Source organism: Rhodovulum adriaticum (genome assembly GCF_004345735.1).
Lineage (GTDB): Bacteria > Pseudomonadota > Alphaproteobacteria > Rhodobacterales > Rhodobacteraceae > Rhodovulum > Rhodovulum adriaticum.
In genome coordinates this window covers 608132-629927 of record NZ_SLXL01000001.1, presented here as the reverse complement: position 1 = coordinate 629927, position 21796 = coordinate 608132, and the positions used below count along the sequence as shown (strand labels likewise).

At 66.9% G+C, this 21796-nt stretch carries 20 protein-coding genes; 7 read left to right on the top strand and 13 right to left on the bottom strand.

Annotation, left to right across the window (positions count from 1 at the left end):
- Positions 1–7: 7 nt before the first annotated feature.
- Genes bchO through EV656_RS02935 form a run of 4 tightly spaced genes read right to left on the bottom strand, consistent with a single transcriptional unit; the run spans position 8 to position 4357 of the window.
- On the bottom strand, positions 8–871 hold the full coding sequence (gene bchO, locus EV656_RS02950; RefSeq protein ID WP_132599275.1) for an alpha/beta fold hydrolase BchO: 864 nt from the start codon (positions 869–871) through the stop codon (positions 8–10).
- Between the two features lie 11 nt (positions 872–882).
- Positions 883–2583 carry a magnesium chelatase subunit D gene (locus tag EV656_RS02945; protein WP_132599273.1) on the bottom strand — a complete coding sequence of 567 codons (1701 nt, stop codon included), beginning with the start codon at positions 2581–2583 and terminating at the stop codon, positions 883–885.
- The gene (gene bchI / locus EV656_RS02940) at positions 2580–3584 is read right to left on the bottom strand and encodes a magnesium chelatase ATPase subunit I (RefSeq protein ID WP_132599271.1); all 1005 of its coding nucleotides are present in this window, start codon (positions 3582–3584) and stop codon (positions 2580–2582) included. Before bchI ends, EV656_RS02945 begins: the two co-directional genes overlap by 4 nt.
- Entirely contained in the window at positions 3581–4357 is a 777-nt protein-coding gene (locus EV656_RS02935; protein ID WP_132599269.1) for a spheroidene monooxygenase, read from the bottom strand. Before EV656_RS02935 ends, bchI begins: the two co-directional genes overlap by 4 nt.
- Positions 4358–4490: 133 nt before the next feature.
- Here EV656_RS02935 and EV656_RS02930 point away from each other — a divergent pair, with 133 nt between their 5' ends.
- From EV656_RS02930 to tspO, 3 genes are read left to right on the top strand one after another with little or no spacing between them, the layout of a single operon-like run.
- Positions 4491–6056, top strand: coding sequence for a phytoene desaturase (locus EV656_RS02930; RefSeq protein ID WP_425057162.1), 1566 nt, complete (start codon positions 4491–4493; stop codon positions 6054–6056).
- 1 nt (position 6057) lies between these two features.
- Positions 6058–7116 carry a 15-cis-phytoene synthase gene (gene crtB, locus EV656_RS02925; RefSeq protein ID WP_132599265.1) on the top strand — a complete coding sequence of 353 codons (1059 nt, stop codon included), beginning with the start codon at positions 6058–6060 and terminating at the stop codon, positions 7114–7116.
- A gap of 5 nt (positions 7117–7121) precedes the next feature.
- Complete coding sequence (tspO, locus tag EV656_RS02920; protein WP_132599263.1) at positions 7122–7607, top strand: tryptophan-rich sensory protein TspO; 486 nt, start codon at positions 7122–7124, stop codon at positions 7605–7607.
- A 20-nt stretch (positions 7608–7627) separates the two neighbouring features.
- Here tspO and gyrB read toward each other — a convergent pair whose 3' ends face one another.
- The 7 genes from gyrB to mutM all read right to left on the bottom strand — a co-directional run bounded on the left by gyrB (position 7628) and on the right by mutM (position 16595).
- Complete coding sequence (gene gyrB / locus EV656_RS02915; protein WP_132599261.1) at positions 7628–10045, bottom strand: DNA topoisomerase (ATP-hydrolyzing) subunit B; 2418 nt, start codon at positions 10043–10045, stop codon at positions 7628–7630.
- A gap of 81 nt (positions 10046–10126) precedes the next feature.
- Positions 10127–11245: a DNA replication/repair protein RecF gene (gene recF, locus EV656_RS02910; protein WP_132599259.1), complete on the bottom strand. Its 1119-nt coding sequence runs from the start codon at positions 11243–11245 to the stop codon at positions 10127–10129.
- A 76-nt stretch (positions 11246–11321) separates the two neighbouring features.
- Complete coding sequence (dnaN, locus tag EV656_RS02905; RefSeq protein WP_132599257.1) at positions 11322–12440, bottom strand: DNA polymerase III subunit beta; 1119 nt, start codon at positions 12438–12440, stop codon at positions 11322–11324.
- Between the two features lie 116 nt (positions 12441–12556).
- Positions 12557–13924, bottom strand: coding sequence for a chromosomal replication initiator protein DnaA (gene dnaA / locus EV656_RS02900; RefSeq protein WP_242469103.1), 1368 nt, complete (start codon positions 13922–13924; stop codon positions 12557–12559).
- 552 nt (positions 13925–14476) lie between these two features.
- Positions 14477–14743, bottom strand: coding sequence for a 30S ribosomal protein S20 (gene rpsT, locus EV656_RS02895; RefSeq protein ID WP_132599253.1), 267 nt, complete (start codon positions 14741–14743; stop codon positions 14477–14479).
- 161 nt (positions 14744–14904) lie between these two features.
- Entirely contained in the window at positions 14905–15681 is a 777-nt protein-coding gene (locus EV656_RS02890; RefSeq protein WP_132599251.1) for an enoyl-CoA hydratase, read from the bottom strand.
- Between the two features lie 62 nt (positions 15682–15743).
- The gene (mutM, locus tag EV656_RS02885) at positions 15744–16595 is read right to left on the bottom strand and encodes a bifunctional DNA-formamidopyrimidine glycosylase/DNA-(apurinic or apyrimidinic site) lyase (RefSeq protein WP_132599250.1); all 852 of its coding nucleotides are present in this window, start codon (positions 16593–16595) and stop codon (positions 15744–15746) included.
- A gap of 86 nt (positions 16596–16681) precedes the next feature.
- Between mutM and ubiE the strand changes: the two genes are divergently transcribed.
- Together ubiE and ubiB are read left to right on the top strand one after the other, a co-directional pair.
- Positions 16682–17434 (top strand): bifunctional demethylmenaquinone methyltransferase/2-methoxy-6-polyprenyl-1,4-benzoquinol methylase UbiE, encoded by a 753-nt coding sequence (gene ubiE / locus EV656_RS02880; RefSeq protein ID WP_132599248.1) that lies wholly within the window; start codon positions 16682–16684, stop codon positions 17432–17434.
- Entirely contained in the window at positions 17435–18958 is a 1524-nt protein-coding gene (gene ubiB / locus EV656_RS02875; protein WP_132599246.1) for a 2-polyprenylphenol 6-hydroxylase, read from the top strand. It begins immediately after the preceding gene.
- A 78-nt stretch (positions 18959–19036) separates the two neighbouring features.
- On the opposite strand, the gene EV656_RS02870 is transcribed toward ubiB, so the two are convergent.
- Positions 19037–19711: a flagellar hook capping FlgD N-terminal domain-containing protein gene (locus tag EV656_RS02870; protein WP_132599244.1), complete on the bottom strand. Its 675-nt coding sequence runs from the start codon at positions 19709–19711 to the stop codon at positions 19037–19039.
- Between the two features lie 13 nt (positions 19712–19724).
- The gene (gene fliK / locus EV656_RS16465) at positions 19725–20150 is read right to left on the bottom strand and encodes a flagellar hook-length control protein FliK (RefSeq protein WP_165918925.1); all 426 of its coding nucleotides are present in this window, start codon (positions 20148–20150) and stop codon (positions 19725–19727) included.
- Between the two features lie 1002 nt (positions 20151–21152).
- Here fliK and EV656_RS02860 point away from each other — a divergent pair.
- The gene (locus EV656_RS02860; protein ID WP_132599240.1) at positions 21153–21425 is read left to right on the top strand and encodes a rod-binding protein; all 273 of its coding nucleotides are present in this window, start codon (positions 21153–21155) and stop codon (positions 21423–21425) included.
- A complete protein-coding gene (locus tag EV656_RS02855; protein WP_132599238.1) occupies positions 21412–21747 on the top strand; it encodes a hypothetical protein in 336 nt (111 codons plus the stop codon). The genes EV656_RS02860 and EV656_RS02855 overlap by 14 nt, the downstream gene beginning before the upstream one ends.
- Positions 21748–21796: the final 49 nt, after the last annotated feature.

The following is a 21796-nucleotide window of genomic DNA, read 5'->3' as shown; positions in this document are numbered from 1 at the left end:
GGCGGCGCTACAGCCGCGCGTCCAGGAACGCCAGGATGCGCGCGCTGACGGCCTCGGGCGCCTCTTCATGGGCCAGGTGGCCCAGATCGGGGAAATGTTCCACATGGGCGTCGGGCATGCGTTCGGCGGCGCGCACGGATGTCGCGGGCGGCACCGCCCGGTCCATATCTCCCACCAGCAGCAGCGTTGGCGTGTCGATCCGGGGCAGGTCCGCCTGCAGCCCGTCCAGATCCCATTGCGAGATCATCGCCAGCGTCGCGTCCGTATGATGGCGATCGGCAACCAGCGTGCGATACAGCGCCAGCCCCTCGGGCGACAGGCGGCTGCCAGTGCCGCCGATGATCGATTCAACGCCCGTTGCATTGCCCAGCCAGCGCGAGATTTCAGAGGCCGAGAACGGATTGATCGCCATCATCCGCGCCATCATCGGGAACAGCAACCCGGCCATCCCCTTGAAGTTTTCCAGCGCCGCGTTGATCCCCACCAGCGCGTGCGGCGGCTGTGTCAGATCGCGCAGCAGGCGCATCCCCAGGGCCGCCCCGGCCGAATGCCCGACAACGGCCGCCGGTTGCAGCCCCTCGCCCGCCATCAAGGCGGCGATGTCCTGGCTCATCCGGTCCAGGCCACAGCGTTGGCGCGCGCCCAGTTGGGTGAACCCCTGCCCCGGCAGGTCCAGCGCCACCACGCGATAGCGCCGGGCCAGGATCGGGAAGACGTCGCGCCAGCTATGGGTGGCTGCGCCGGTGCCGTGCAGCAGCAGGACAACCAGCCCCGATCCCGCGTCCTGGATGTGCCAGCGATGCGGGCGGTGGCGCACGAAACGGGAATGCGCGCGGTTGGGCCAGTCCTGTCCGTCCCGTGCCCAATCCATGCGCCACCCCTTTACACGTCCAGCGCCGCCGACACCGCCGAGGACAGGCGATCCGCGTCCGCCCGTGGCAGCGGGATATACGGCCCGCCCAGCGTATCTGCCAGGGCGCGCAGGGACCGTTCAGGCCGCTGCCCCATGTCGATCACCATCGAGGGGAAATCGTTCAGGCGGATCGCGGTCGCCATCTTGGTGGCATCTTCGGCTGCAAGCGCACGGTTGGGCGTGCCGTCCAGCGCGATATTCGCCCGCCCGTCGGTCAGCAGCGCCACGGTCGGGGTCATGCCCCGGCCCTTGGCCTGAATGGCGACCTCCAGCGCGGTTTTCAGCCCCGCGGCCAGCGGCGTGCCGCCCCCGCCGGGCAGGGCGGCCAGCCGCCGCTTGGTCTGCACCAGCGACCGGGTCGGCGGCAGCAGCAGTTCGGCCTCTTCCCCACGGAAGGCCACCAGGGCCACATGGTCGCGCCGGGCGTAAGCCTCTGCCAGCAGCAGTTCGACCGCGCCCTTGGCCTCGGCCAAGCGCGTCATCGCGGCGGACCCCGACGCATCGACGACAAAGATCAGCAGGCGGTCGGATTTCTCCTCGAACCGGCGGATGCGGAAATCGTCGGTGCGGATATGCAGGCGGCGCTCGATCCGGGCCTCTTGCCGGCGGATGGTCTGCCAAGGCGCGGCGGCACGAAGGGTGGCGATCACGTCCAGCCTGTTGCCCGTATCCAGCCGCCCCCGACGCGAGGGGATCGGCCGCCCGCGGCGGTTGCCCTTCAGCTTGGCCCCGGCCCCGGCCCCGCCCATCGCGCCCCGGCCGCTTTTCCTGGCGGCCAGTTGCGCCAGCAGATCGGCGGGCAGGGCGGCCTGCGCGGCCTCTAGCAGGATGTCCTGCAGGGGCAGGTCGTCCAGCGACTGCCCCTCGCCCGGATCGTCCTGGTCCTGTTCGGGCTCTTCGGGTTCGGGCTGCGGGGGTTCCGGCGGCTGGTCCTGTTCCTGCTCTTCCTGGGGGAATTGCGTGGCGCGGGGGCCAAGGACCAGTTCCACCGCAGTGGTCAGATCATCGACATCGACCTCTGTTCCGCCGCCGATGGCGGCCAGCGCCCGGGCGGTGCGCAGTGCCAGCATCGGTGCGCGCAAGCTGTCGATGCCCAGCCGAACGGCCAGCAGGGTCAGATCCTCCAGCACCTTGGGCGCGGCGGTGATCTGCGGCAGGCGGGCGCGGGCCTGGGCCAGCGCCTCCTCGTCCAGTTCGATCAGGTCGGTTTCGCCATAGGGCAGCGCGTCCAGATCGACATGCAGCGCCAGCCGGTCGGTCAGCGCGGGCGGCAGGGTTTCGTCCGGTTCGGCGCCCTCGTCCATGGCGATCAGGCAGTGCCCGGTGCCCTGGTCCAGCGCCCCGGCCAGCCGCGCGGCCAGGCCGGGCTGACTGCGTTCGGCCATGGGCAGCACAAGGACCGCAGGGTCGGCCAGGATGCCCTTGCGTTCGACCACACGGCCAGAGGCCAGCGTCGCGGTCAGGTCGATGCCCCCGAACAGCTGTTCGTCGCCGATGGACGGGTGCAACCGTTTCTGCGGCAGCGGCAGGCCGGGCAGCGCGGCAACCACGCGGTCGCGAACCGGGCCGGACCGGGCGCGCAGCCACAGGCCACCCAGCCCGGCGGGATCGACGGCCAGCGCGTTCAGCCCGACCTCGACCCGTGTCCAGACGGACCCAGTGGTGCTCACCCCAGCACCTCCTCCACGACGCGGCCGACGCGGGTGGTCGAACCGGCCTCGTCCAGCGGATCGCGGCGCAGGCGGTGGCGCAGCGCCGAGGGCGCGATCTTGCGCACATGCTCGCGCGTGACCTTTTCGGCCCCTTCAAAGGCCGCAACGGCGCGCGAGGTCTTGAGCAGCGTCAGTTCCCCCCGCAGACCGTCGGACCCAAGCGCCAGACACAGTTCGGCGCAATCGCGCAGCACGTCGTCGTCGGTTTCGATCTGGGTCAGGTGTTCCCGCGCGGCCAGGATCCCGTCGCGCAGTTCCGCGTCCGCCTGGCGCCACTTTTCCATGAACCCGTCATAGTCCATTTCATAGGCATCGCGGCGGCGGATCACCTCGATCCGCGTGTCGATATCCTTGGGCGAGGCCACCTCGACCGACAGGCCAAAGCGGTCCAGCAGCTGCGGCCGCAGCTCGCCCTCTTCGGGGTTGCCGGACCCGACCAGCACGAAGCGCGCCGGGTGCCGGATGGAAAGCCCTTCCCGCTCCACCACGTTTTCACCCGACTGGGCAACGTCCAGCAGAAGGTCGACGATGTGGTCCTCCAGCAGGTTGACCTCGTCGATATACAGGTAACCGCGGTTGGCGCGCGCCAGCAGGCCCGGCTCGAACGCCTTTTCGCCACTGGTCAGCGCCTTTTCGATGTCCAGCGCGCCCACGACCCGATCCTCGGTCACGCCCAGCGGCAGGTCCACCACCGGGGTGGGCCGCTCGACGATGTCGTGCTGGCCGACATGCGCCCAGTCGGGGCAGCGGTCCAGCGAGGGCGAATTCACCGGGCACCCCGCCACCACCTGAATCGGTGGCAGCAGGGCAGCCAGGGCACGTACCGCGGTCGATTTGCCCGTCCCGCGATCCCCGAACACCAGCACGCCGCCGATGCCCGGGTCGATCGCGGTCAGGATCATCGCCTGTTTCATCTCCTCCTGGCCGACAATGGCGGAGAAGGGAAAGGGTTGTGTCATGCAGGCTCTTCCGTTTTCTTCCGCGCCTTTTTCTTCTTCGGCGCTGCCTTGGGTTCGTCGAAGGTCCGACCCGTCGCGAGCAGACTCATCGGGCTTCCACCTTCCCAACTACCCTCTTCTTTCAGGATGTTGAAGCGGGCATACATCTCTTCCTTGAACCAGTCGCCTTCGCGGACATGCTTGACCGCATGGCCGTGCGGGCAATCGCCATAGGCAAAGCCGCCCATTTCCTTCTTGTTGTTCCACAGCGAGAAGGTCACCTGCTGCACCCACGGCACCTCGGCCATGCCGATATGGAAGGCGCAGTTGGGATGCTTGGCAACGCGCTCTTGCACCTCGGGCACCTCGGCCCAGAATTTCAGCGCGACAGGCAGCTTGACGGTCGCGCGGGTCAGAACGGCGATGTTACCGGTATCGTCGGCCTTTTCGGTGACCTTCAGCGGCTCGACCCCCGACCACATGCCCCGCGACGAGGTCGGCGTCAGGAAGATGGTGTAGGTTTCGCAGGAATGGTCGCGCAGGGTCTTGTGCGTGATGCTGGACTTCAGCCCGTTTTCCGCGGCTTCCATGTCTTTCCAGACGCAGAGGATCGCATTCACGTTCACGTTCGGGCGCGGGTTGAAACCAGCATCGGACCCAGTCCCGAGCATCTTGAAGAACTCCAGCCCCGCGATCTGTTTCAGCGCGAATCTGCCGCGCGCCATCTGGCTGAAGGCTTCCAATCGAGAGGCCCAGTTGTCATAACGAAAAAAGCTGATGGTGGTGACTTGCATTGCCGACTCTCCATTCGCAACTGTCAATCATGTGTGACACTTTGGGGTGCGACCGCAAGTATCCTGCCGCCCCCGGCACGCATCCGGTAGAAGCATTGTAAACTAAACTAGACAGGTTTAACCTAGCGACATGATGACACGAGTCGATCCCGCCCTGGCGGATGAAGCAGTTCGAGCCGAGGGCCCGCAAGCTGTTGTGATCGGGGCGGGACTTGGCGGTCTTGCCGCCGCCATGCGCCTTGGCGCCAAGGGGTACCGCGTGACTGTCGTGGACAAGCTGGACGTGCCCGGCGGGCGCGGCTCGGCGATCTGGCAGGACGGCCACCGATTCGACCTTGGCCCGACCATCGTGACGGTGCCGCAGATCTTTCGCGAGTTGTGGAAAACCTGCGGGCGCGACTTCGACCAGGACGTGAATCTGGTCCCGATGGACCCGTTCTATGAAATCGTCTTCCCCGACGGCGAGCGGTTCAAGGCCCAGCAGAACACTGACGGCATGCGCGCCGAGGTGGCCCGCCTGTCCCCCGGCGATCTGGCCGGGTACGACAAGTTCCTTGAGGACAGCGAAAAACGCTATTGGTTCGGGTTCGAGCAATTGGGCCGCAAGCCCATGCACAAGTGGGAAGACCTGATCAAGGTGCTGCACATCTTTGGCATGCTGCGCGCCGACAAGTCGGTCTATGCCCATGCCGCGTCCCGCGTGCAGGACGAACGCCTGCGCATGGCGCTGTCCTTCCACCCACTGTTCATCGGGGGCGATCCGTTCAACGTCACCTCGATGTATATCCTCGTGTCCTACCTCGAAAAGGAATTCGGGGTGCATTACGCGATGGGCGGCGTCGCCGCGATCGCCAAGGCCATGGCCGAGGTCATCGAATGGCAGGGCGGCACCTTGCTGATGAACACCGAGGTTGACGAGATCACCGTCGAAAAGGGCAAGCGCAGCTACAAGACGACCGGCGTGCGCCTGGCCTCTGGCGAGGAGATCAAGGCCGACGTGGTGGTTTCCAACGCCGATGCAGGGTTCACCTATAACACCTTGCTGCGCAACGTCCGCCGCTGGCGCTGGAGCGACAAGAAGCTGGAAAAGTCGCGCTGGTCGATGGGCCTGTTCGTCTGGTATTTCGGCACCAAGGGCACCCGCGACATGTGGAAGGATGTGGGCCACCACACCGTGCTGAACGGGCCGCGTTATCAGGGGCTGGTCAAGGACATCTTCTTCCACCAGGACAAGCTGGCCGACGACATGAGCCTGTATATCCACCGGCCCACCGTCACCGACCCGTCCGCCGCACCCGAGGGCGACGATACCTTCTATGCGCTGTCGCCGGTGCCCAACCTGCATACCGACGATCCGGTGGACTGGGCCGCCAATGGCGAACGCTACCGCCAGATGGTGCAGGACTTCATGGAAGAAAAGCTGCTGCCGGGGCTGGGCGACAAGGTCTCGACCAGCATGTTCTACACGCCCGAGGATTTCCGCGACCGCTACCTGTCTCCCTATGGCGCGGGTTTCTCGCTGGAGCCGCGGATCTTCCAAAGTGCGAACTTCCGCCCGCACAACATCAGCGAAGAGGTCGACGGCCTGTACATGGTCGGCGCGGGCACCCATCCGGGCGCCGGTCTGCCCAGCGTCATCACCTCTGCCGAGGTGATCGGCAAGGTCGTGCCCGACGCCACCCCTGCCAAGGCGGGGTAACATGATCGACCCGGCGGATTTGGAGCATTGCAAAGCCTCGATCCGCACCGGGTCGTATTCGTTCCACGCGGCCTCGCGCCTGTTGCCGGGCCGCGTGCGCGATCCGGCGCTTGCGCTTTATGCGTTCTGTCGGCTGACCGATGATGCGGTCGACCTGACCCATGAAAAAACCGAAGCCGTCCTGATGCTGGGCGAACGGCTGGACGCGATCTATCGCGGCCAGCCGCGCAACACGCCCACCGACCGCGCCTTTGCCGCCGTGGTCGAGGATTTCGAGATGCCGCGCACCCTGCCCGAGGCCCTGCTGGAGGGGATGGCCTGGGACGCGATGGAAAAACGCTATCACACGCTGTCGGATGTCTATGCCTATTCGGCGCGGGTGGCCGCGGCGGTCGGTGTGATGATGACGGTGCTGATGCGGGTGCGCTGCCCGCACGCGCTGGCGCGCGCCTGCGACTTGGGCGTCGCGATGCAACTGACCAACATCGCCCGCGACGTGGGCGAGGACGCGCGCGCCCGCCGCATCTATCTGCCGCTGGACTGGCTGGCCCAGGCCGGGATCGACATCGAGGCGTTTTTCGACAATCCGCGCCCGACCCGCGAAATCCGCAAGTTGACCCGGCGGCTGATCGCCGATGCCAACCGGCTGTATTTCCGGTCCGAACCGGGGGTGGCCGCGCTGCCCTTTGCCTGTCGGCCGGGTATCTTTGCCGCGCGGAACATCTACGGCGGCATCGGGCGCGAGGTGGCGCGGCGCCATTACGACAGCATCAACACCCGCGCCTACACCACCAAGGGGCAAAAGATCGGCTGGCTGATCCAGTCCACGCTGGAAACGCTGGTGGTCAGCGTTATGCCGCGCTCTGCCGTGCTGTATGGCAAGCCGCTGCCCGAATGCGCCTACCTGGTCGAGGCCGCGGCCGAACGCCTGCCCTCGGACAATCCGTGGGGCGAGGGCCGCGCGGGCGAGCTGATCGCCGTGCTGGCCCAGCTGGAGGCCAAGCGCCGGCAGGCGCAACCAGTTGCCGCATTGGTCGAGGAACGTAAACGCGCTATCTGAGGGCCATGATGATTGATTGGCCCCTTTTTGCGCTTTTCACCGCGACCGCGTTTGCGGCCGGTTCCACAGGCGCGTTCTTTTCGCCCGGCACGTGGTACGACAACCTGTCGAAACCGGTCTGGACACCGCCTAACTGGCTGTTTCCGCTGGCCTGGTTCGTCCTGTACCTGTCGATGGCCTATGCGGCGACGCGGGTGGCCATCTCGGGCCATCCCGAAGTGATCTATGCGCTGGCCATCTGGGGCCTGCAAATCGTGTTCAACACATTATGGTCGCCGGTGTTTTTCGGCCTGCACCGGCTGGGCCCGGCGCTGGTCGTGCTGTTCGGCATGTGGGCCTCGGTGCTGGCAATGACCGTGTCGTTCTGGCGAATCGACCTGACCGCCGGCCTGCTGGTGGCGCCCTATGTGGTCTGGACCAGCTACGCCTTTGCGCTGAACTTCTCGATCTGGCGGCGCAACCCGTATGCGGCGGAAATGGCCGGGGCGTAACGTAACGCCCCGCCCGATCCTCAGAAATCCAGGTTTTCCACGCTCAGCGCGTTCTGCTGGATGAACTCGCGCCGCGGTTCCACGACATCGCCCATCAGCTTGGTAAAGATGTCGTCGGCCTCGGCCAAATCCTCGATCCGCACTTGCAACAGGGTCCGCGCGGCCGGGTCCAGCGTGGTTTCCCACAGCTGATCGGGGTTCATCTCGCCCAGCCCCTTGTAGCGTTGCAGGGTCAGGCCCTTTTCGCCCTCTGTCAGGATCGCCTCCAGCAGGTCAGAGGGCGCATAGATCGCCTGTTCCCGCTCCTTGCGGATCAGTTGCGCCGGTTGCGCATAGGTTTCTTGCAGGCCCTCTGTCAGCGCGCCCAGGCGCCGCGCCTCGGGCGAGCGCAGAACCAGGCCATCCAGCGTACGCAACTCTTCGACACCGCGCACAACGCGGGAAAAGCGCATGCCGCGATCCTGGGTCGGGCGGCCACGCCAGCCGCGTTCGTATTCCAGCGACACCAGGTCCAGCCGTGCCGCCACCGCATCGGCCGTGCCCTGCAGATCGGCATCCACCTGCCCGGGCCGGAACGCACCTGCAATCGCGGCCTGTTCCAGAACATGGGCCGGGTAATGCGTCGGGAACGCGCCCAGAATACGGCGCACCTGCCGGGCCTCTTCGACCACGCGGGCCAGATCCTGGCCGACGATCTCCTCGCCCGTGCCCAGCCGCAGCACCGCGCCGTCGATCCCCATCTGGATCAGGTAATCCTCTAGCGCGGGTTGGTCCTTCAGATAGACTTCGGACTTGCCGCGCGCGACCTTATAGAGCGGCGGCTGCGCGATATAGAGGTACCCCCCTTCGATCAATTCGGGCATCTGCCGGAAGAAGAAGGTCAACAGCAGCGTGCGGATATGGGCACCGTCCACATCCGCGTCGGTCATGATGATGATCTTGTGATACCGCAGCTTGGAGATGTCGAATTCATCCCGCCCGATGCCGGTGCCCAGGGCGGTAATCAGGGTGCCGATCTCTTGGGATGACAACATCCGGTCGAACCGCGCCCGTTCCACGTTCAGGATCTTGCCGCGCAGGGGCAGCACCGCCTGATTACCCCGCTCGCGCCCCTGCTTGGCGCTGCCACCGGCGCTGTCACCCTCCACCAGGAACAGTTCCGACAGGGCCGGATCCTTTTGCTGGCAGTCGGCCAGCTTGCCGGGCAGGCTGGCCACGTCCATCGCCGTCTTGCGCCGGGTCAGCTCGCGGGCCTTGCGCGCCGCCTCGCGCGCCAGGGCCGCCTCGATGATCTTTCCGACGATCTGCCGGGCCTCTTGCGGGTGTTCCTCGAACCACTCGGCCAGCTTTTCGTTCACCAGGCTTTCGACCGCGGGCCGCACCTCTGAACTGACCAGCTTGTCCTTGGTCTGGCTGGAAAATTTCGGGTCCGGCACCTTGACCGACAGCACGCAGGTCAGCCCCTCGCGCGCGTCGTCGCCGGTAAAGTTCACCTTTTCCCGCTTGGCGATCCCGCTGGACTGGGCATAGCCGTTGATCGTGCGGGTCAGCGCGCCGCGAAAGCCCGCCATATGCGTGCCGCCATCCCGCTGGGGAATGTTGTTGGTAAAGGGCAGCACGGTTTCGTGGTAGCTGTCGTTCCACCACATCGCGACCTCGACCCCGATGCCGTCGCGTTCCCCGGTCATGAAAATCGGTTCTTCCATGACAGAGGTCTTGTGCCGGTCCAGGTAGCGCACGAATTCGCGCACGCCGCCCTCATAGACCATGTCGGCCTCCAGCGGCTCGGCGGGGCGCTCATCGCGCAGCCTGATCCGCACGCCGGAATTCAGAAAGGCCAGTTCGCGCAGCCGGTTTTCCAGAACCTTGAAGGAATACTCCAGGTTCGAAAACGTCTCCAGCGAGGCCAGGAACCGCGCCTCGGTCCCGGTGCGGTCGCCCGCATCGCCCACGACCTTTAGGTGTTCGACGGTTTCGCCACGCTCGAACCGCGCATAGTGTTCCTTGCCGTCGCGCCAGATGCGCAACTCTAGCCAGTCGGACAGGGCGTTGACCACCGACACACCCACGCCGTGCAGACCGCCCGACACCTTGTAGGAATTTTGGTCGAATTTACCCCCGGCATGCAGCTGGGTCATGATGACCTCGGCCGCGGAAACGCCCTCTTCCTCGTGGATACCCACCGGGATGCCGCGGCCGTTATCGCTGACCGACACGCTGGAATCGCCGTGGATCGTGACGGTCACGGCATCGGCATGACCTGCCAGCGCCTCGTCGATGCCGTTATCGACGACCTCATAGACCATGTGATGCAGGCCCGAGCCATCGTCGGTGTCGCCGATATACATGCCGGGGCGCTTGCGCACCGCCTCCAGGCCCTTGAGAACCTTGATGGAATCGGCGCCGTATTCTTCAGCTTGCCGCGGGGTGTCCGCCATGCGTGGGATCCTTCGTATTTTTGTGATTTTATACGATTTTGTGGGGGGGATGTCACGTCCGACCCACAAGATTTGGTGGCCTCAGGGGCCGATCGGCGCCACCGGGCGCAGGGCCGATCCGCCCGCCTCTTCGACAACCTCGACATGCTGCGCGCGACCGCCCAGATCGGCGAACAGTTCCGGCCCGGTCCCTGTCATCCAGGCCTGCGCGCCCAGGGCGCAAATCTCGTCATACAGCGCCGCACGGCGGCCCGCATCCAGATGGGCGGCGACCTCATCCAGCAGCAGCAGGGGCGGCGCGCCGAAATCCTGTGCCAGCGCCCGGCCATTGGCCAGGATCAGCGAAATCAACAGCGCCTTCTGCTCGCCGGTGGAACACAGCCGCGCCGCCACGCCCTTGGCCGCGAACTCTGCCTCCAGGTCCACCCGATGCGGCCCGGCCAGGGTGCGGCCCGCCGCCATGTCGCGCCCGCGCCCCTCGGCAAAGGCCGCCGCCAGATCATCCGCCCCGCCGGGATCGGCCCCCTCGGGCCCGCTCAGCGTCAGCGCCGCATGGGGAAAGGCGGTCTCGGCCCCCGCCTGTGCCGCGGCCAGCCGGTCCAGCGCCGCGCGCCGGTTCGCCCCGATCGCGGCGCCGGCCTTTGCCATCTGCCCCTCCAGCGCGGCAAACCAGTGAACATCGCGCACCTGATCCTTCAGCAGGCGGTTCCGCTCGCGCATGGCTTTGTCATAGGCCAGAACCGCATCGCCATGGCCCGGCTCGAAACTCAGGGTGATCCGGTCCAGAAAACGCCGCCGCCCCTCGGCCCCCTCGATCCACAGCCGGTCCATCGCGGGCACCAGCCACAGAACCCGCGCGATCCGCCCCAACGCGACCTGCGCGGCCGGTTTGCCGTCGATGCGCACCTGCCGGGTGCCGCCGGGCTCGGCCCAGGTCTCCACCTCGTGCACCTGATGCAGGGACCGCAGCACGCCGGTCACCTTCCAGCCCAGCCCGCCAGGGGCGCGCGCCATTTCATCCGCCGCCGCGCGCCGCAGCCCGCGGCCTGGCGAAAACAGCGATGCTGCCTCCAACAGGTTGGTCTTGCCCGCACCGTTCGGCCCGAAAATCGCGACCGGCCGGGCGTCCAGCACCAGCCGCGCCCGCGGGTGCGACCGGAATTGCGACAAGGACAGCTCTGTCAGGGCCAGTTCTGCCACGCCCTGCCCTTCTTCTTGGAAAAAATACCCGCGCCGCAGGCACCCGGCGCAGCCGGGTTCCGGGGCGGTACGTGCCTCACACGCGCATCGGCATCACGACATAGACCGCCGAGGCGTCGTCGCCCTCGCGCATCAGGGTCGGATCGCCGGCCGAGTTGAACAGGAACACCGCGTTTTCCCGATCCACCTGGCCCGCGATTTCCAGCAGGTATTTCGCGTTGAACCCGATCTCCAGCCGGTCGTCGCCATAGGCCACGGCCAGTTCTTCCTCGGCCGCGCCGCTGTCGGGGGCGTTGACGGACAGGACCAGCCGGTCCTCGTCCAGCGCCAGTTTCACCGCGCGCGAGCGTTCGGAACTGACGGTGGCGACCCGGTCCACGGCCTTGGCGAATTCGGCGGCGTCCACCTCCAGGCGGCGGGTGTTGCCCATCGGGATGACGCGCGTGTAATCGGGAAAGGTGCCGTCAATCACCTTGGAAGTCAGGGTGATTTCCGGCGTGGCGAACCGCACCTTGGTTTCCGACACCGACACCGCGATCTGCGCCTCGTCATCGTCCAGCAGCTTGCGCAACTCGCCCACGGTCTTGCGCGGGACGATCACGCCGGGCATCGTTTCGGCGCCTTGCGGCAGGGCCGCGTCGATCCGGGCCAGCCTATGACCGTCGGTCGCCACGCAGCGCAGAACCTGACCCTCTTCGCCGGTGGCCACATGCATGTAGACGCCGTTCAGGTAATAGCGCGTCTCTTCGGTCGAGATGGCGAATTTCGACTTGTCGAACAGTCGCCGCAGCACCGGCGCAGAGGCCGAGAAATTCGCCGTGTATTCCGACGACGCCATGACCGGAAAGTCCTCTTTCGGCAGGGTCGCCAGCGTGAAATGCGACCGCCCGGCCTGCACCGTCAGCCGCCCCGCCGCGCTGTCGTCGGTCAGTTGCACCAGCGCCCCGTCGGGCAGCTTGCGCACGATTTCATGCAGGGTGACAGCGGGAACGGTGGTGGCACCGGCGCGTTCCACCTGCGCGGGCACCTTGTCGACCACCTCGATATCCAGGTCGGTGGCACGGAAACTGACCGTGTCGCCCTCGGCCTCGATCAGGACGTTGGCAAGGATCGGGATGGTGTTACGCCGTTCCACGACCGATTGCGCCTGCGCGACCGCCCGCAAAAGGGTGCCGCGTTCGATGCTGATCTTCATGCCCTCGCTCCTTTGGCAGACGGGAGGCGAACCGTAACGGCTTGGCCCCCCGGCTCAAGCGTTTTCTGGACTGTCCGGGAGTTTGAATCTGGCGTCAAGGCCATAGCCGCGGGCGTTCAGGACTCCAGCATGCGGCGCAACAGGTCCAGATCCTCGGCGATCTGGGGGTCGCTGCCGCGCAGCGCCTCGATCCGCTTGACCGCGTGGATCACCGTAGTGTGGTCGCGGCCGCCGAATTGGCGCCCGATTTCGGGCAGCGAGCGCGAGGTCAGCTGCTTGGACAAATACATCGCAATCTGGCGGGGCCGTGCGATGGTCCGGTGGCGCTTTGGGCCGATCATGTCGGACAGGCGCATGTTGTAATGGGCGCTGACCTTGCGCTGGATTTCCTCGATCGTCACGTTGCGTTCGCTGGCGCGCAGGATGTCGGCCAGGCAGTCCTGGGCCAGGTCCAGCGTGATTTCCCGCCCCACCAGCGAGGCAAAGGCGAAGAGCCGCGTCAGCGCCCCCTCCAGCACGCGCACGTTGGTCGCGATGCGATGGGCCAGGAATTCCAGCACGCCGTCGGCCATCACCAGGCCGGGGTATTGCAGGCGGTAAATGTCCACCTTTTGTTGCAGGATGCCCAGGCGCAGCTCGTAATCGGTGGGGTGCAGATCGACGATCAGACCGCATTGCAGGCGGCTCTTGATGCGCTCTTCCATGTTCTCGATCTCGCCCGGGGCGCGATCGGCGGAAATGACGATCTGCTTGTTCTGGTCCACCAACGCGTTGAAGGTGTGAAAGAACTCTTCCTGCGTGCTGTCCTTGCCGGCGATGAACTGCACGTCATCGACCATCAGAACATCGACGGAACGGAACAGCGCCTTGAACCCCATCATGTCGCGTTCGCGCAGCGCCTGCACGAAGCGGTACATGAACTGTTCCGCCGACAGGTAGACCACCTTCTTCTCGGGGGCGCGGTTGCGCAATTCCCAGGCGATGGCGTGCATCAGGTGCGTCTTGCCCAGGCCCACGCCACCGTACAGGAACAGCGGGTTAAAGGTGACCGTCCCGGCCTCGCCCACCCGGCGGGCGGCGGCATGGGCCAGTTCGTTCGGCTTGCCGGTCACAAAAGTCTCGAAGGTAAAGCGCGCATCCAGCGGCGCACCGGGCAGGTCGTCCGCCGGGGTTGCGGCAGGCGCGGCGGGGCCGCGGGGCGCGTCGGTGGCGGCAGCCTGCGGCGCGGGCCGCTCTGGCGTGGCAGAGGCGACGGTGAATTCCAGCCGGTCCACGCCGATGCCGTTGCGCGTCATGTGATCCAGGATCTGGTCGCTGAAGTTGCGGCTGACCCAGTCCCCGACAAAGCCGGTGGGCACCTGGAATCGCGCCACACCGTTTTCAAGCGCGGTAAAGCGCATCGGCGCGATCCATGTCACGAAGTTATTCTTGCCGATGCTCTTTTGTAGTTCTTCGCAAATCCGCCCCCAGCCTTCTTCGGTCATCCTGTTCGCCCGCATATTTTCTGTTCTTGATGTCGCGAAGACCTGCCACGCCGGCCCCTGCCGTCGTGTTAAGCCTCCGCGCGACAGCCCGAAACGGGACCGGATCCGCCAGGCGGCAATAGCCAAACCCAAGGCGCACGCGCAATGGCACGCCTTGGCCGTGGCAAACTACCGAACTATCCGCACAGCAGCGTGCGGGCCTGGACTGGAAGACGTAGAAACGCCCTTTCGGCACGACATCGGTCTGCTGCACAAGGCGGTCAACCCCCGGCATCCCAACCTGAAATGCAGCATTTGATCCGGCTGCATTCGGCTGATCTACCTGACCGTCACGCGCACATGCCGCGCCTCGTCCCCCCAAGTCGAACTGAATCGCCCACCGAAGTTAGACGCGGGTCAGGGACCGCGCAACAGAACTTCAGCCTTGACCGAAGCATTTCAAAATCGAATCCGGCGGGGTTGTTGCGCCGCTGCAAAAACCGCATATCGCAGGCATGAAAAAGGGCGCGGCCAAGCTGCCGCGCCCCTTTGGAAAGCCGTCTATGACTGGGCTCAGGCGCCCATCGCCTTTACCCGCGCGGACAGGCGGGACAACTTGCGGGCGACGGTGTTCTTGTGCAGCACGCCCTTGGTGACGCCGCGCATCATCTCGGGCTGGGCGGCGCGCAGGGCGGTCTGGGCAGCGGCCTGATCGCCAGAGGCGATCGCCTCTTCGACCTTGCGCAGGTAGGTGCGGATGCGCGAGCGGCGCGCCTTGTTCACGGCAAAACGGCGCTCGTTCTGGCGGGCGCGCTTCTTGGCTTGGGGCGAATTTGCCATTCTTGTGGTTCCCTTCTCCGGGTCTGGTCGTCAAAATCTCTCGCGCGAACCGAGGCCCCGGCCGGGTTTCCACTACCGGCTGATTCCGGCCAAAGCGGGCCTCACGCGCATGTAAGCCCCGGCCTATAGGCCAGTTCGGCCCGAAAGGAAAGGGCTAACCGTCACTTGTCGCGGAACTGCGGCTCGCGCTTTTCGACAAAGGCCTGCATGCCCTCGGACTGGTCCTCGGTGGCGAACATCATGTGGAACATGCGCCGTTCGTACAGCAGGCCCTCACGCAGGGTGGTTTCATAGCTGCGGTTGACGCATTCCTTGACGGCCATCGCGGTCAGCGCCGATTTCTCGGCGATCTTCTCGGCCACGGCCATCGTCTCTTCCATCAGCTTCTTGGCGGGCACGACGCGGGACACCAGCCCCGAGCGTTCGGCCTCTTCGGCGCCCATGAAACGGCCGGTCAGGTGCATGTCCATCGCCTTGGACTTGCCGACGATTCGGGTCAGCCGCTGGGTGCCGCCGATCCCGGCCACAACGCCCAGGTTGATTTCTGGCTGGCCGAACTTGGCGGTATCCGCCGCGATGATGAAATCGCACATCATCGCCAGTTCGCAGCCGCCGCCCAGGGCATAGCCGGCCACCGCCGCGACGATCGGCTTGCGGCAGGCCAGAAACCGTTCGGTATCCTTGGTGAACAGGTCGCCCGCATAGACATCGACAAAGCTCTTCTCGCTCATCTCGCGGATGTCCGCGCCCGCGGCGAACGCTTTGTCCGAGCCGGTCAGAACGACGCAACGCACCTTGTCGTTGGCATCGGCGGCGGACACGGCGTCGGCCAATTCGGCCATCAATTCGGCGTTCAGGGCGTTCAACGCGTCGGGCCGGTTCAGCCGGATCAGCGCGATGTGGTCCTCGATCTCGACGATCAGCGTCTTGTAAGCCATGGGTGGCGGCCTCCGTTGCATGTCGGAGCAGAGTCCTTAGCAGCCCTGCCCCCGCTTTCAAGCTATCTTTGGCATTGCGGACAATAGAAGGAGGATCGCCCAGATTGCACGATTCGCGTCACCGTGCCGCAGCAGCCCGGCGTGCGGCAGGGCTGCCCCTCGCGGCCGTAGACGCGGAAATCGTGCTGGAAATAGCCCAGTTCGCCATCCGACTGGCGGTAATCGCGCAAGCTGGATCCGCCTGCGGCGATGGCCTCTTGCAGCACGGTGCGGATCACCGGGACCAATTCCGCGATCCGTGCGGCGGATATCCGGCCCGCCTTGCGTTTGGGTGAAATACCGGCCCTGTGCAGCGCCTCGCAGACATAGATGTTGCCCAGCCCGGCAACCACGCGCTGGTCCAGCAGCGCCGCCTTGATCGGGGTCATCCGCCCGCGCAGCCGCTCGACCAGATAGTCCTGATGAAACGCGTTGCCCAACGGCTCGGGGCCCAGCCCGGCCAACAGCCAGTGGCCCTCAACCCGATCCGTTTCGATCAGGTCCATCGCGCCGAACCTGCGCGCATCATTGAAGGTGACGCGCGCGCCGCCCTCCATGTCGAAAACCACGTGATCGTGTTTTGCAGGCGCCGGGTGGTCGTGGTGAAACCGCCCCATGACCGCACCCGACACCAGCATTCGCCCCGACATGCCCAGATGCACGATCAGCGTTTCACCGCTGGACAGATCGGCCAGCAGGTATTTCGACCGCCGCCCCAGCCGGGTGATCCGCGCCCCCGTCAATCGCTGGGCCATCCGCGGCGGAAACGGCCAGCGCAGATCGGGGCGGTTCACGCGGGCGGCGGCGATCACGCGCCCCTCCATCGCGGGGATCAGGCCGCGACGCACTGTCTCTACTTCCGGCAATTCGGGCATTCGGCCCTTTCCCCTTTTCGCCAACGCATTGTAACCCCCGACAAGCGCCTTATAAGAAGGACGCGTCCAACCCACGGCAAGGCCCCATGACAGAGCAAGCCCAGAATACCACCCATTTCGGCTTCCAGACCGTCGCCGAAGAGGAAAAGGCGGGGATGGTCCACGGGGTGTTTACCCGTGTCGCCTCGCGTTATGACCTGATGAACGACCTGATGTCCGCCGGCATCCACCGCGTCTGGAAGGACGCGATGATGGACTGGCTGGCCCCGCAACCGCACCAGCGCCTTTTGGATGTCGCGGGCGGCACGGGCGATATCTCGTTCCGGTTCCTGGGCCGCGCGCCGGGCGCAACGGCGGTGGTCTGCGACATGACCGAATCCATGCTGGTCGAGGGCCGCAAGCGCGCCGAGGCCGAAAGCATGGGCCAAAGCCTGGACTGGGTGGTGGGCGACGGCATGGCCCTGCCCTTCGAGGATAACAGCTTCGACGTGGTCACCAACGCCTTCGGCACCCGCAACATCACCCGGATCGAGGATTCGCTGCGCGAGGGCTATCGCGTGCTGAAACCCGGCGGGCGGATGATGACGCTGGAATTCAGCCAGATGCCCAACCCGATGCTGCAATGGGCCTATGACCGCTATTCCTTCAACGTGATCCCGGTGATGGGCCAGATCGTGGCGAACGACCGCGACAGCTATCAGTATCTGGTGGAATCGATCCGCAAGTTCCCCGATCAGGACACCCTGGCGCAGATGTTCCGCGACGCGGGCTTCGGCCAGGTGAAATACCGCAACCTGTCCATGGGGATCGCGGCGCTGCATTCGGGGTGGAAGCTCTAAGTGCGCGGACCTCACAACATCTGGCGTCTGATCGAGACGCTCGCCACGCTGGAACGCACCGGCGCCAACCGCTTCGTTCTGGAAACGATGGAGGCCCCGGCCTCTGTCCGCGCGGCCGCCCGCATCATCGGCTGGCCGTTCAAATGGCTGGGCAAGGACGGCGATCCGAACCTGCCGCCGGCGACCCGCGCGATCACCGCGCTTGGCCCGGCCTACATCAAGTTCGGTCAGATCCTGTCCACCCGACCCGATGTCGTCGGCCCGGAAATGGCCACCCATCTGCGCGTGCTGCAGGACAAGCTGCCCCCCTTCCCGGTCGAGGTCGCCAAGCAGACCGTCGCGCAGGAACTGGGCCAGCCCGCGGATGAGCTGTTTTCCGAGTTTTCCGAACCGATCGCCGCCGCGTCCATCGCGCAGGTGCACCGTGCCCGCATCGCCCGCACCGGCGAAGAGGTCGCCGTCAAGGTGCTGCGCCCCGGGGTGGAACGCAATTTCCGCCGCGATATCGACGCCTTCTACCTGGCGGCCTCGACCATCGAGTTGCTGGCCCCGTTTTCCCGCCGCCTGCGCCCGACGGACGTGATCGCGCATTTCGACGGCGTGGTAGAGGGCGAGCTGGACCTGCGGATCGAGGCCTCGGCCGCTGCCGAATTCTCTGCCAATACCGAGGATGACGCCGGTTTCGTCGTGCCGCGCGTGGTCTGGCCGCTGTCGGGCAAGCGCGTGATGACCCTGGGCTGGTGCGAAGGCGTGCCCCTGGGCGACAACGCCGCGCTGGATGCCGCGGGCCACGACCGGAACGCCCTGGGCGAACGGGTGCTGTCGATGTTCCTGCGCCATGCGCTGCGCGACGGTTTCTTCCACGCCGACATGCACCAGGGCAACATGAAGGTGGCCGCCAACGGCGATCTGCTGATCTTCGATTTCGGGATCATGGGGCGGATCGACGAATATACCCGGCGCGTCTATGCCGAAATCCTGTACGGCTTCATCCGCCGCGACTATCGCCGCGTGGCCGAGGTGCATTTCGAGGCGGGCTATGTCCCCCCAGACCAGGAGATCGACGAATTCGCGCAGGCGTTGCGCTCGGTCGGGGAACCCATCTTCGGCATGGATGCCACGCAGATTTCCATGGCCAAGCTGCTGGCCTATCTCTTCGAGGTTACGGAACGGTTCGGCATGGCGACCCGGACCGAACTGATCCTGCTGCAACGGACCATGGTGGTGGTCGAGGGCGTGGCGCGCTCGCTCAACCCCTCGATCAACATCTGGGAGGTCGCCCGCCCGGTGGTCGAGGAATACATCAAGCAGAACATCGGCCCCAAGGCGCTGGCCCGCGACGTGGCGCGCACCGCGCGGGTGCTGGCCCGGTTCGGCCCGCGCCTGCCGGAACTGGCCGAACAGGCCCTGATCGCCCAGTCCAACCCCAAGCCGGAACCGGAACGCCCCATGCGCCCGGTTCAGTGGATGGGGATCGGCGCCGGGTTCACCCTGCTGGGCGTGGTGCTGGCCAGCCTGTTCTAGTTTGGCACGGGCGGGCGCGGGATCGCGCCTGCCCGACCCTGTCACGCGACGGCGCGCCCTTTGCGGCCGCGCTTGGCCTTACCCCCCCGCCTGCCGCAGGGCCGTCACGCTGTCTGCGGCAACCTCGGCCCCGCCGGCCAGGCGCAGGCGAATGCCATCGCCATCGGCCAGTACCTCTGTGACCGTGCCATAGGTGGCGGCGGTCCCCTCGCCGATGCGGGCGCCCTCGGCGTAGCTTTCGACCACGAACCGATACACCCCCTGCGCCAAGGGCATCCCCGTATCACCGACCCCGGCCCAATCCAGCGGCTCGCCGCCGGTGCCGATGTCCAGCCGCTGCACCTCGGCCCCATCGGCATCGCGCACGACCAGAACCGCGCTATCGGCACCTTCGGCAATCTGGGGGACCACGGTGATCGGGCTGCCCGCGAACAGCGCGGGCGCGGCAGCCTGCACCTCGTGCCCGACCCAGCCGGCATAGGCCGACAGGCCCGTCGCCCCCAGTGCGGCGGTCATGTCCTCCAGCAACTGGTTGGTGCGCACCTGCTGTTCCACCCCGGAAAAGGTGGCGATCTGCACCGCGTAATCGGCCGATTCGATCGGGTTCAGCGGATCCTGGTTCTGCATCTGCGCGGTCAGCATCTTCAGGAAGGTTTCGAAATCGGTGGCAATCGCGCCACCGCCGGTGGCGGTGGTGCTGGCCGTCTGCGCGGTACCGCCCGTCCGGGCGGATAGGGGGGTGGTGCTGTCCATCGGGTGTCCTTTCCTAGACCCTCAGATCGAGTGATTGGCCCGGTCGGGACGGCGCCGCGGGCGGCGCCGTGCAATCCCCGTCGGGGGCGTGCGGGCAGGGCGCGTTTTCGGGCAGGGCCGGCGCGGGGTCAGCGGCCTGCCGCCCGGTCCCACCGCCCGCAAAATCCAGTGAAACGCCCTCATACCCCGCCGCGCGCAGGGCGCCTGCCAGCATCTCGCCGTGGCGCCGCATCAGTTCCAGCGTTTCGGGCCGGTCCGCGGACAGAACCACCGTCATTGCCTGCTCGGCCGCTGTGAGGGTCAGGCGCACGCGCCCCAGCTCTGCCGGTTCCAGCGCCAGTTCGATGCGGCCATCGCGGGGCGGGGTCTGCATCGCCTCTGCGACCTGGCGCGCGGCGGCCTCGCCATGGGGGTGTGGCGGGGCTGCAGGGCTGCGCATCGCCGGGCCCTCCGCCAAAGGGGCGGGTGGCGTTCCGGCCACGGGCGCAAGCGGCGCATCGCCCCCATCCGGGGGCGTCGGTGTCAACGACTCTGCCAAGCTGTCCACCCCGGCCGGGGTCGCCGGGGCACCCGCCTGCGTAGCGCCTGGCACAGGCTGATCGGTCCGCGCCATCGCGGTGGGCGGCGGCGACAGGGCAGGCCCCGGCGCGATTGCCGCCTGTGGCGTCGGCGATCGACTGACGCGGGCGGTTTCCTGCATGACCGGATCGGCGGAACCAGCCACCTTGCCCCCATGTGTCGATACGGGGGCCGCCGTTATCATGCTATCCGGCCCGCCCGGCGCCCCGCCCCGCGGCACGGCGCCCCCCTGTTGCCCCGTCACCGCATCGCCGCGCACGGCACCGGCGCCCCCGGCAACCATCTGCCTTGGCGGCGCTGTAGGGGCGACAGGGACGGGTGCACCGGACGCGGCACCGCCACCGCCGCGCTGGCCCGATGCCGCATCCTGCCCACCCCCGGCGACCTCAACAGCACGCCCCCCATCCGCCAACGGGGGGCCATTCCTCGCACCCCCCGCAACCGTCCTGACCCCGGCTGTCGGCGCACCGGCCACAGGCGCATGCGGGCGGGCGGGCAACCCGCCCCGTGCCATGGCACCCCCATCCACGGGCACCACTACGGGCCAGGGCGGGGCGGCGTCCGTAGACCCGGCCGCCGCAACCTGATCGGTGGCGGTCGCATCCTCCCGCGCGGGGGGGCGATCACCCGATGCCCGGGGCGCCGCCCCTGTCGCGACCCGGAACACGGGCGGCGGACCCGACGCATCCTGGGGCGGCACCGGGCGGCGCGATCCCTGGCACGGGGGCGCAACAGGCATGGCTATGGGGTCGCTCATCGATTCGCCTTTCCTCTCGGGTCGGAACTCTGGGACAGGCGGGGTTACGGATCCTTTACCGGACCCGCGCCATACCGGGAAAACCGCCCAACCAGAGGAGCCGCCATGATCACCCCGCCAACTGCCCCATCCCCGCGACCGCCCGACGCCGCCCTGCGCGCCGCGGCGCGTCAGATGGAAACGTTGTTCCTGGCTGAAATGCTGGACGCCGCGGGCCTGGATGCCGCGCCCGGCGCGTTCGGCGGCGGCGCGGGCGAGGCTCAGTTCGCCTCTTTCCTGCGGCAGGAACACGCCGCCGCGATGACCCGGCAAGGCGGCATCGGCCTGGCAGAGGCCCTGTTCGAAGCGATGAAGGCCCGGATCGATGAGCCCCGCTGACGCCCTGCTGGACCTGCTGGAGCGGGAACGCCGGGCCCTGACCCGCGCGGATTTCGATGCGTTGGCCCGTCTGGCCGACGAAAAGACGCGCATAACCGCGGAACTGCCGCGCGCGCCCCGCCCCGATCCCGAATGCCGCGCGCGCCTGCGCGCAGCCGCCGACCGCAATGCCCGCCTGTTGCAGGGGCTGCGCAATGGCCTGGCCGCCGCCGCGCTGCACCTGGCCGATCTGCGCGCGGGGCATCCCCTGCGCACCTATGGCAGCGACGGCCAGCGCCTGGCGCTGAGCGGGGCACCCGGGGCACCGATCCGCCGGGCCTGAGGAAATTGCTTCAAATGCGGCGTTTCGGGCGGGGGTCGCTTCACCACCT

Coding starts and splice junctions, on each gene's coding strand:
- bchO (WP_132599275.1), bottom strand. CDS start 871: ATGGATTGGGCACGGGACGGACAGGACTGGCCCAACCGCGCGCATTCC.
- bchI (WP_132599271.1), bottom strand. CDS start 3,584: ATGACACAACCCTTTCCCTTCTCCGCCATTGTCGGCCAGGAGGAGATG.
- EV656_RS02935 (WP_132599269.1), bottom strand. CDS start 4,357: ATGCAAGTCACCACCATCAGCTTTTTTCGTTATGACAACTGGGCCTCT.
- EV656_RS02930 (WP_425057162.1), top strand. CDS start 4,491: ATGACACGAGTCGATCCCGCCCTGGCGGATGAAGCAGTTCGAGCCGAG.
- crtB (WP_132599265.1), top strand. CDS start 6,058: ATGATCGACCCGGCGGATTTGGAGCATTGCAAAGCCTCGATCCGCACC.
- tspO (WP_132599263.1), top strand. CDS start 7,122: ATGATGATTGATTGGCCCCTTTTTGCGCTTTTCACCGCGACCGCGTTT.
- gyrB (WP_132599261.1), bottom strand. CDS start 10,045: ATGGCGGACACCCCGCGGCAAGCTGAAGAATACGGCGCCGATTCCATC.
- dnaN (WP_132599257.1), bottom strand. CDS start 12,440: ATGAAGATCAGCATCGAACGCGGCACCCTTTTGCGGGCGGTCGCGCAG.
- dnaA (WP_242469103.1), bottom strand. CDS start 13,924: ATGACCGAAGAAGGCTGGGGGCGGATTTGCGAAGAACTACAAAAGAGC.
- rpsT (WP_132599253.1), bottom strand. CDS start 14,743: ATGGCAAATTCGCCCCAAGCCAAGAAGCGCGCCCGCCAGAACGAGCGC.
- EV656_RS02890 (WP_132599251.1), bottom strand. CDS start 15,681: ATGGCTTACAAGACGCTGATCGTCGAGATCGAGGACCACATCGCGCTG.
- mutM (WP_132599250.1), bottom strand. CDS start 16,595: ATGCCCGAATTGCCGGAAGTAGAGACAGTGCGTCGCGGCCTGATCCCC.
- ubiE (WP_132599248.1), top strand. CDS start 16,682: ATGACAGAGCAAGCCCAGAATACCACCCATTTCGGCTTCCAGACCGTC.
- EV656_RS02870 (WP_132599244.1), bottom strand. CDS start 19,711: ATGGACAGCACCACCCCCCTATCCGCCCGGACGGGCGGTACCGCGCAG.
- fliK (WP_165918925.1), bottom strand. CDS start 20,150: ATGCGCAGCCCTGCAGCCCCGCCACACCCCCATGGCGAGGCCGCCGCG.
- EV656_RS02860 (WP_132599240.1), top strand. CDS start 21,153: ATGATCACCCCGCCAACTGCCCCATCCCCGCGACCGCCCGACGCCGCC.
- EV656_RS02855 (WP_132599238.1), top strand. CDS start 21,412: ATGAGCCCCGCTGACGCCCTGCTGGACCTGCTGGAGCGGGAACGCCGG.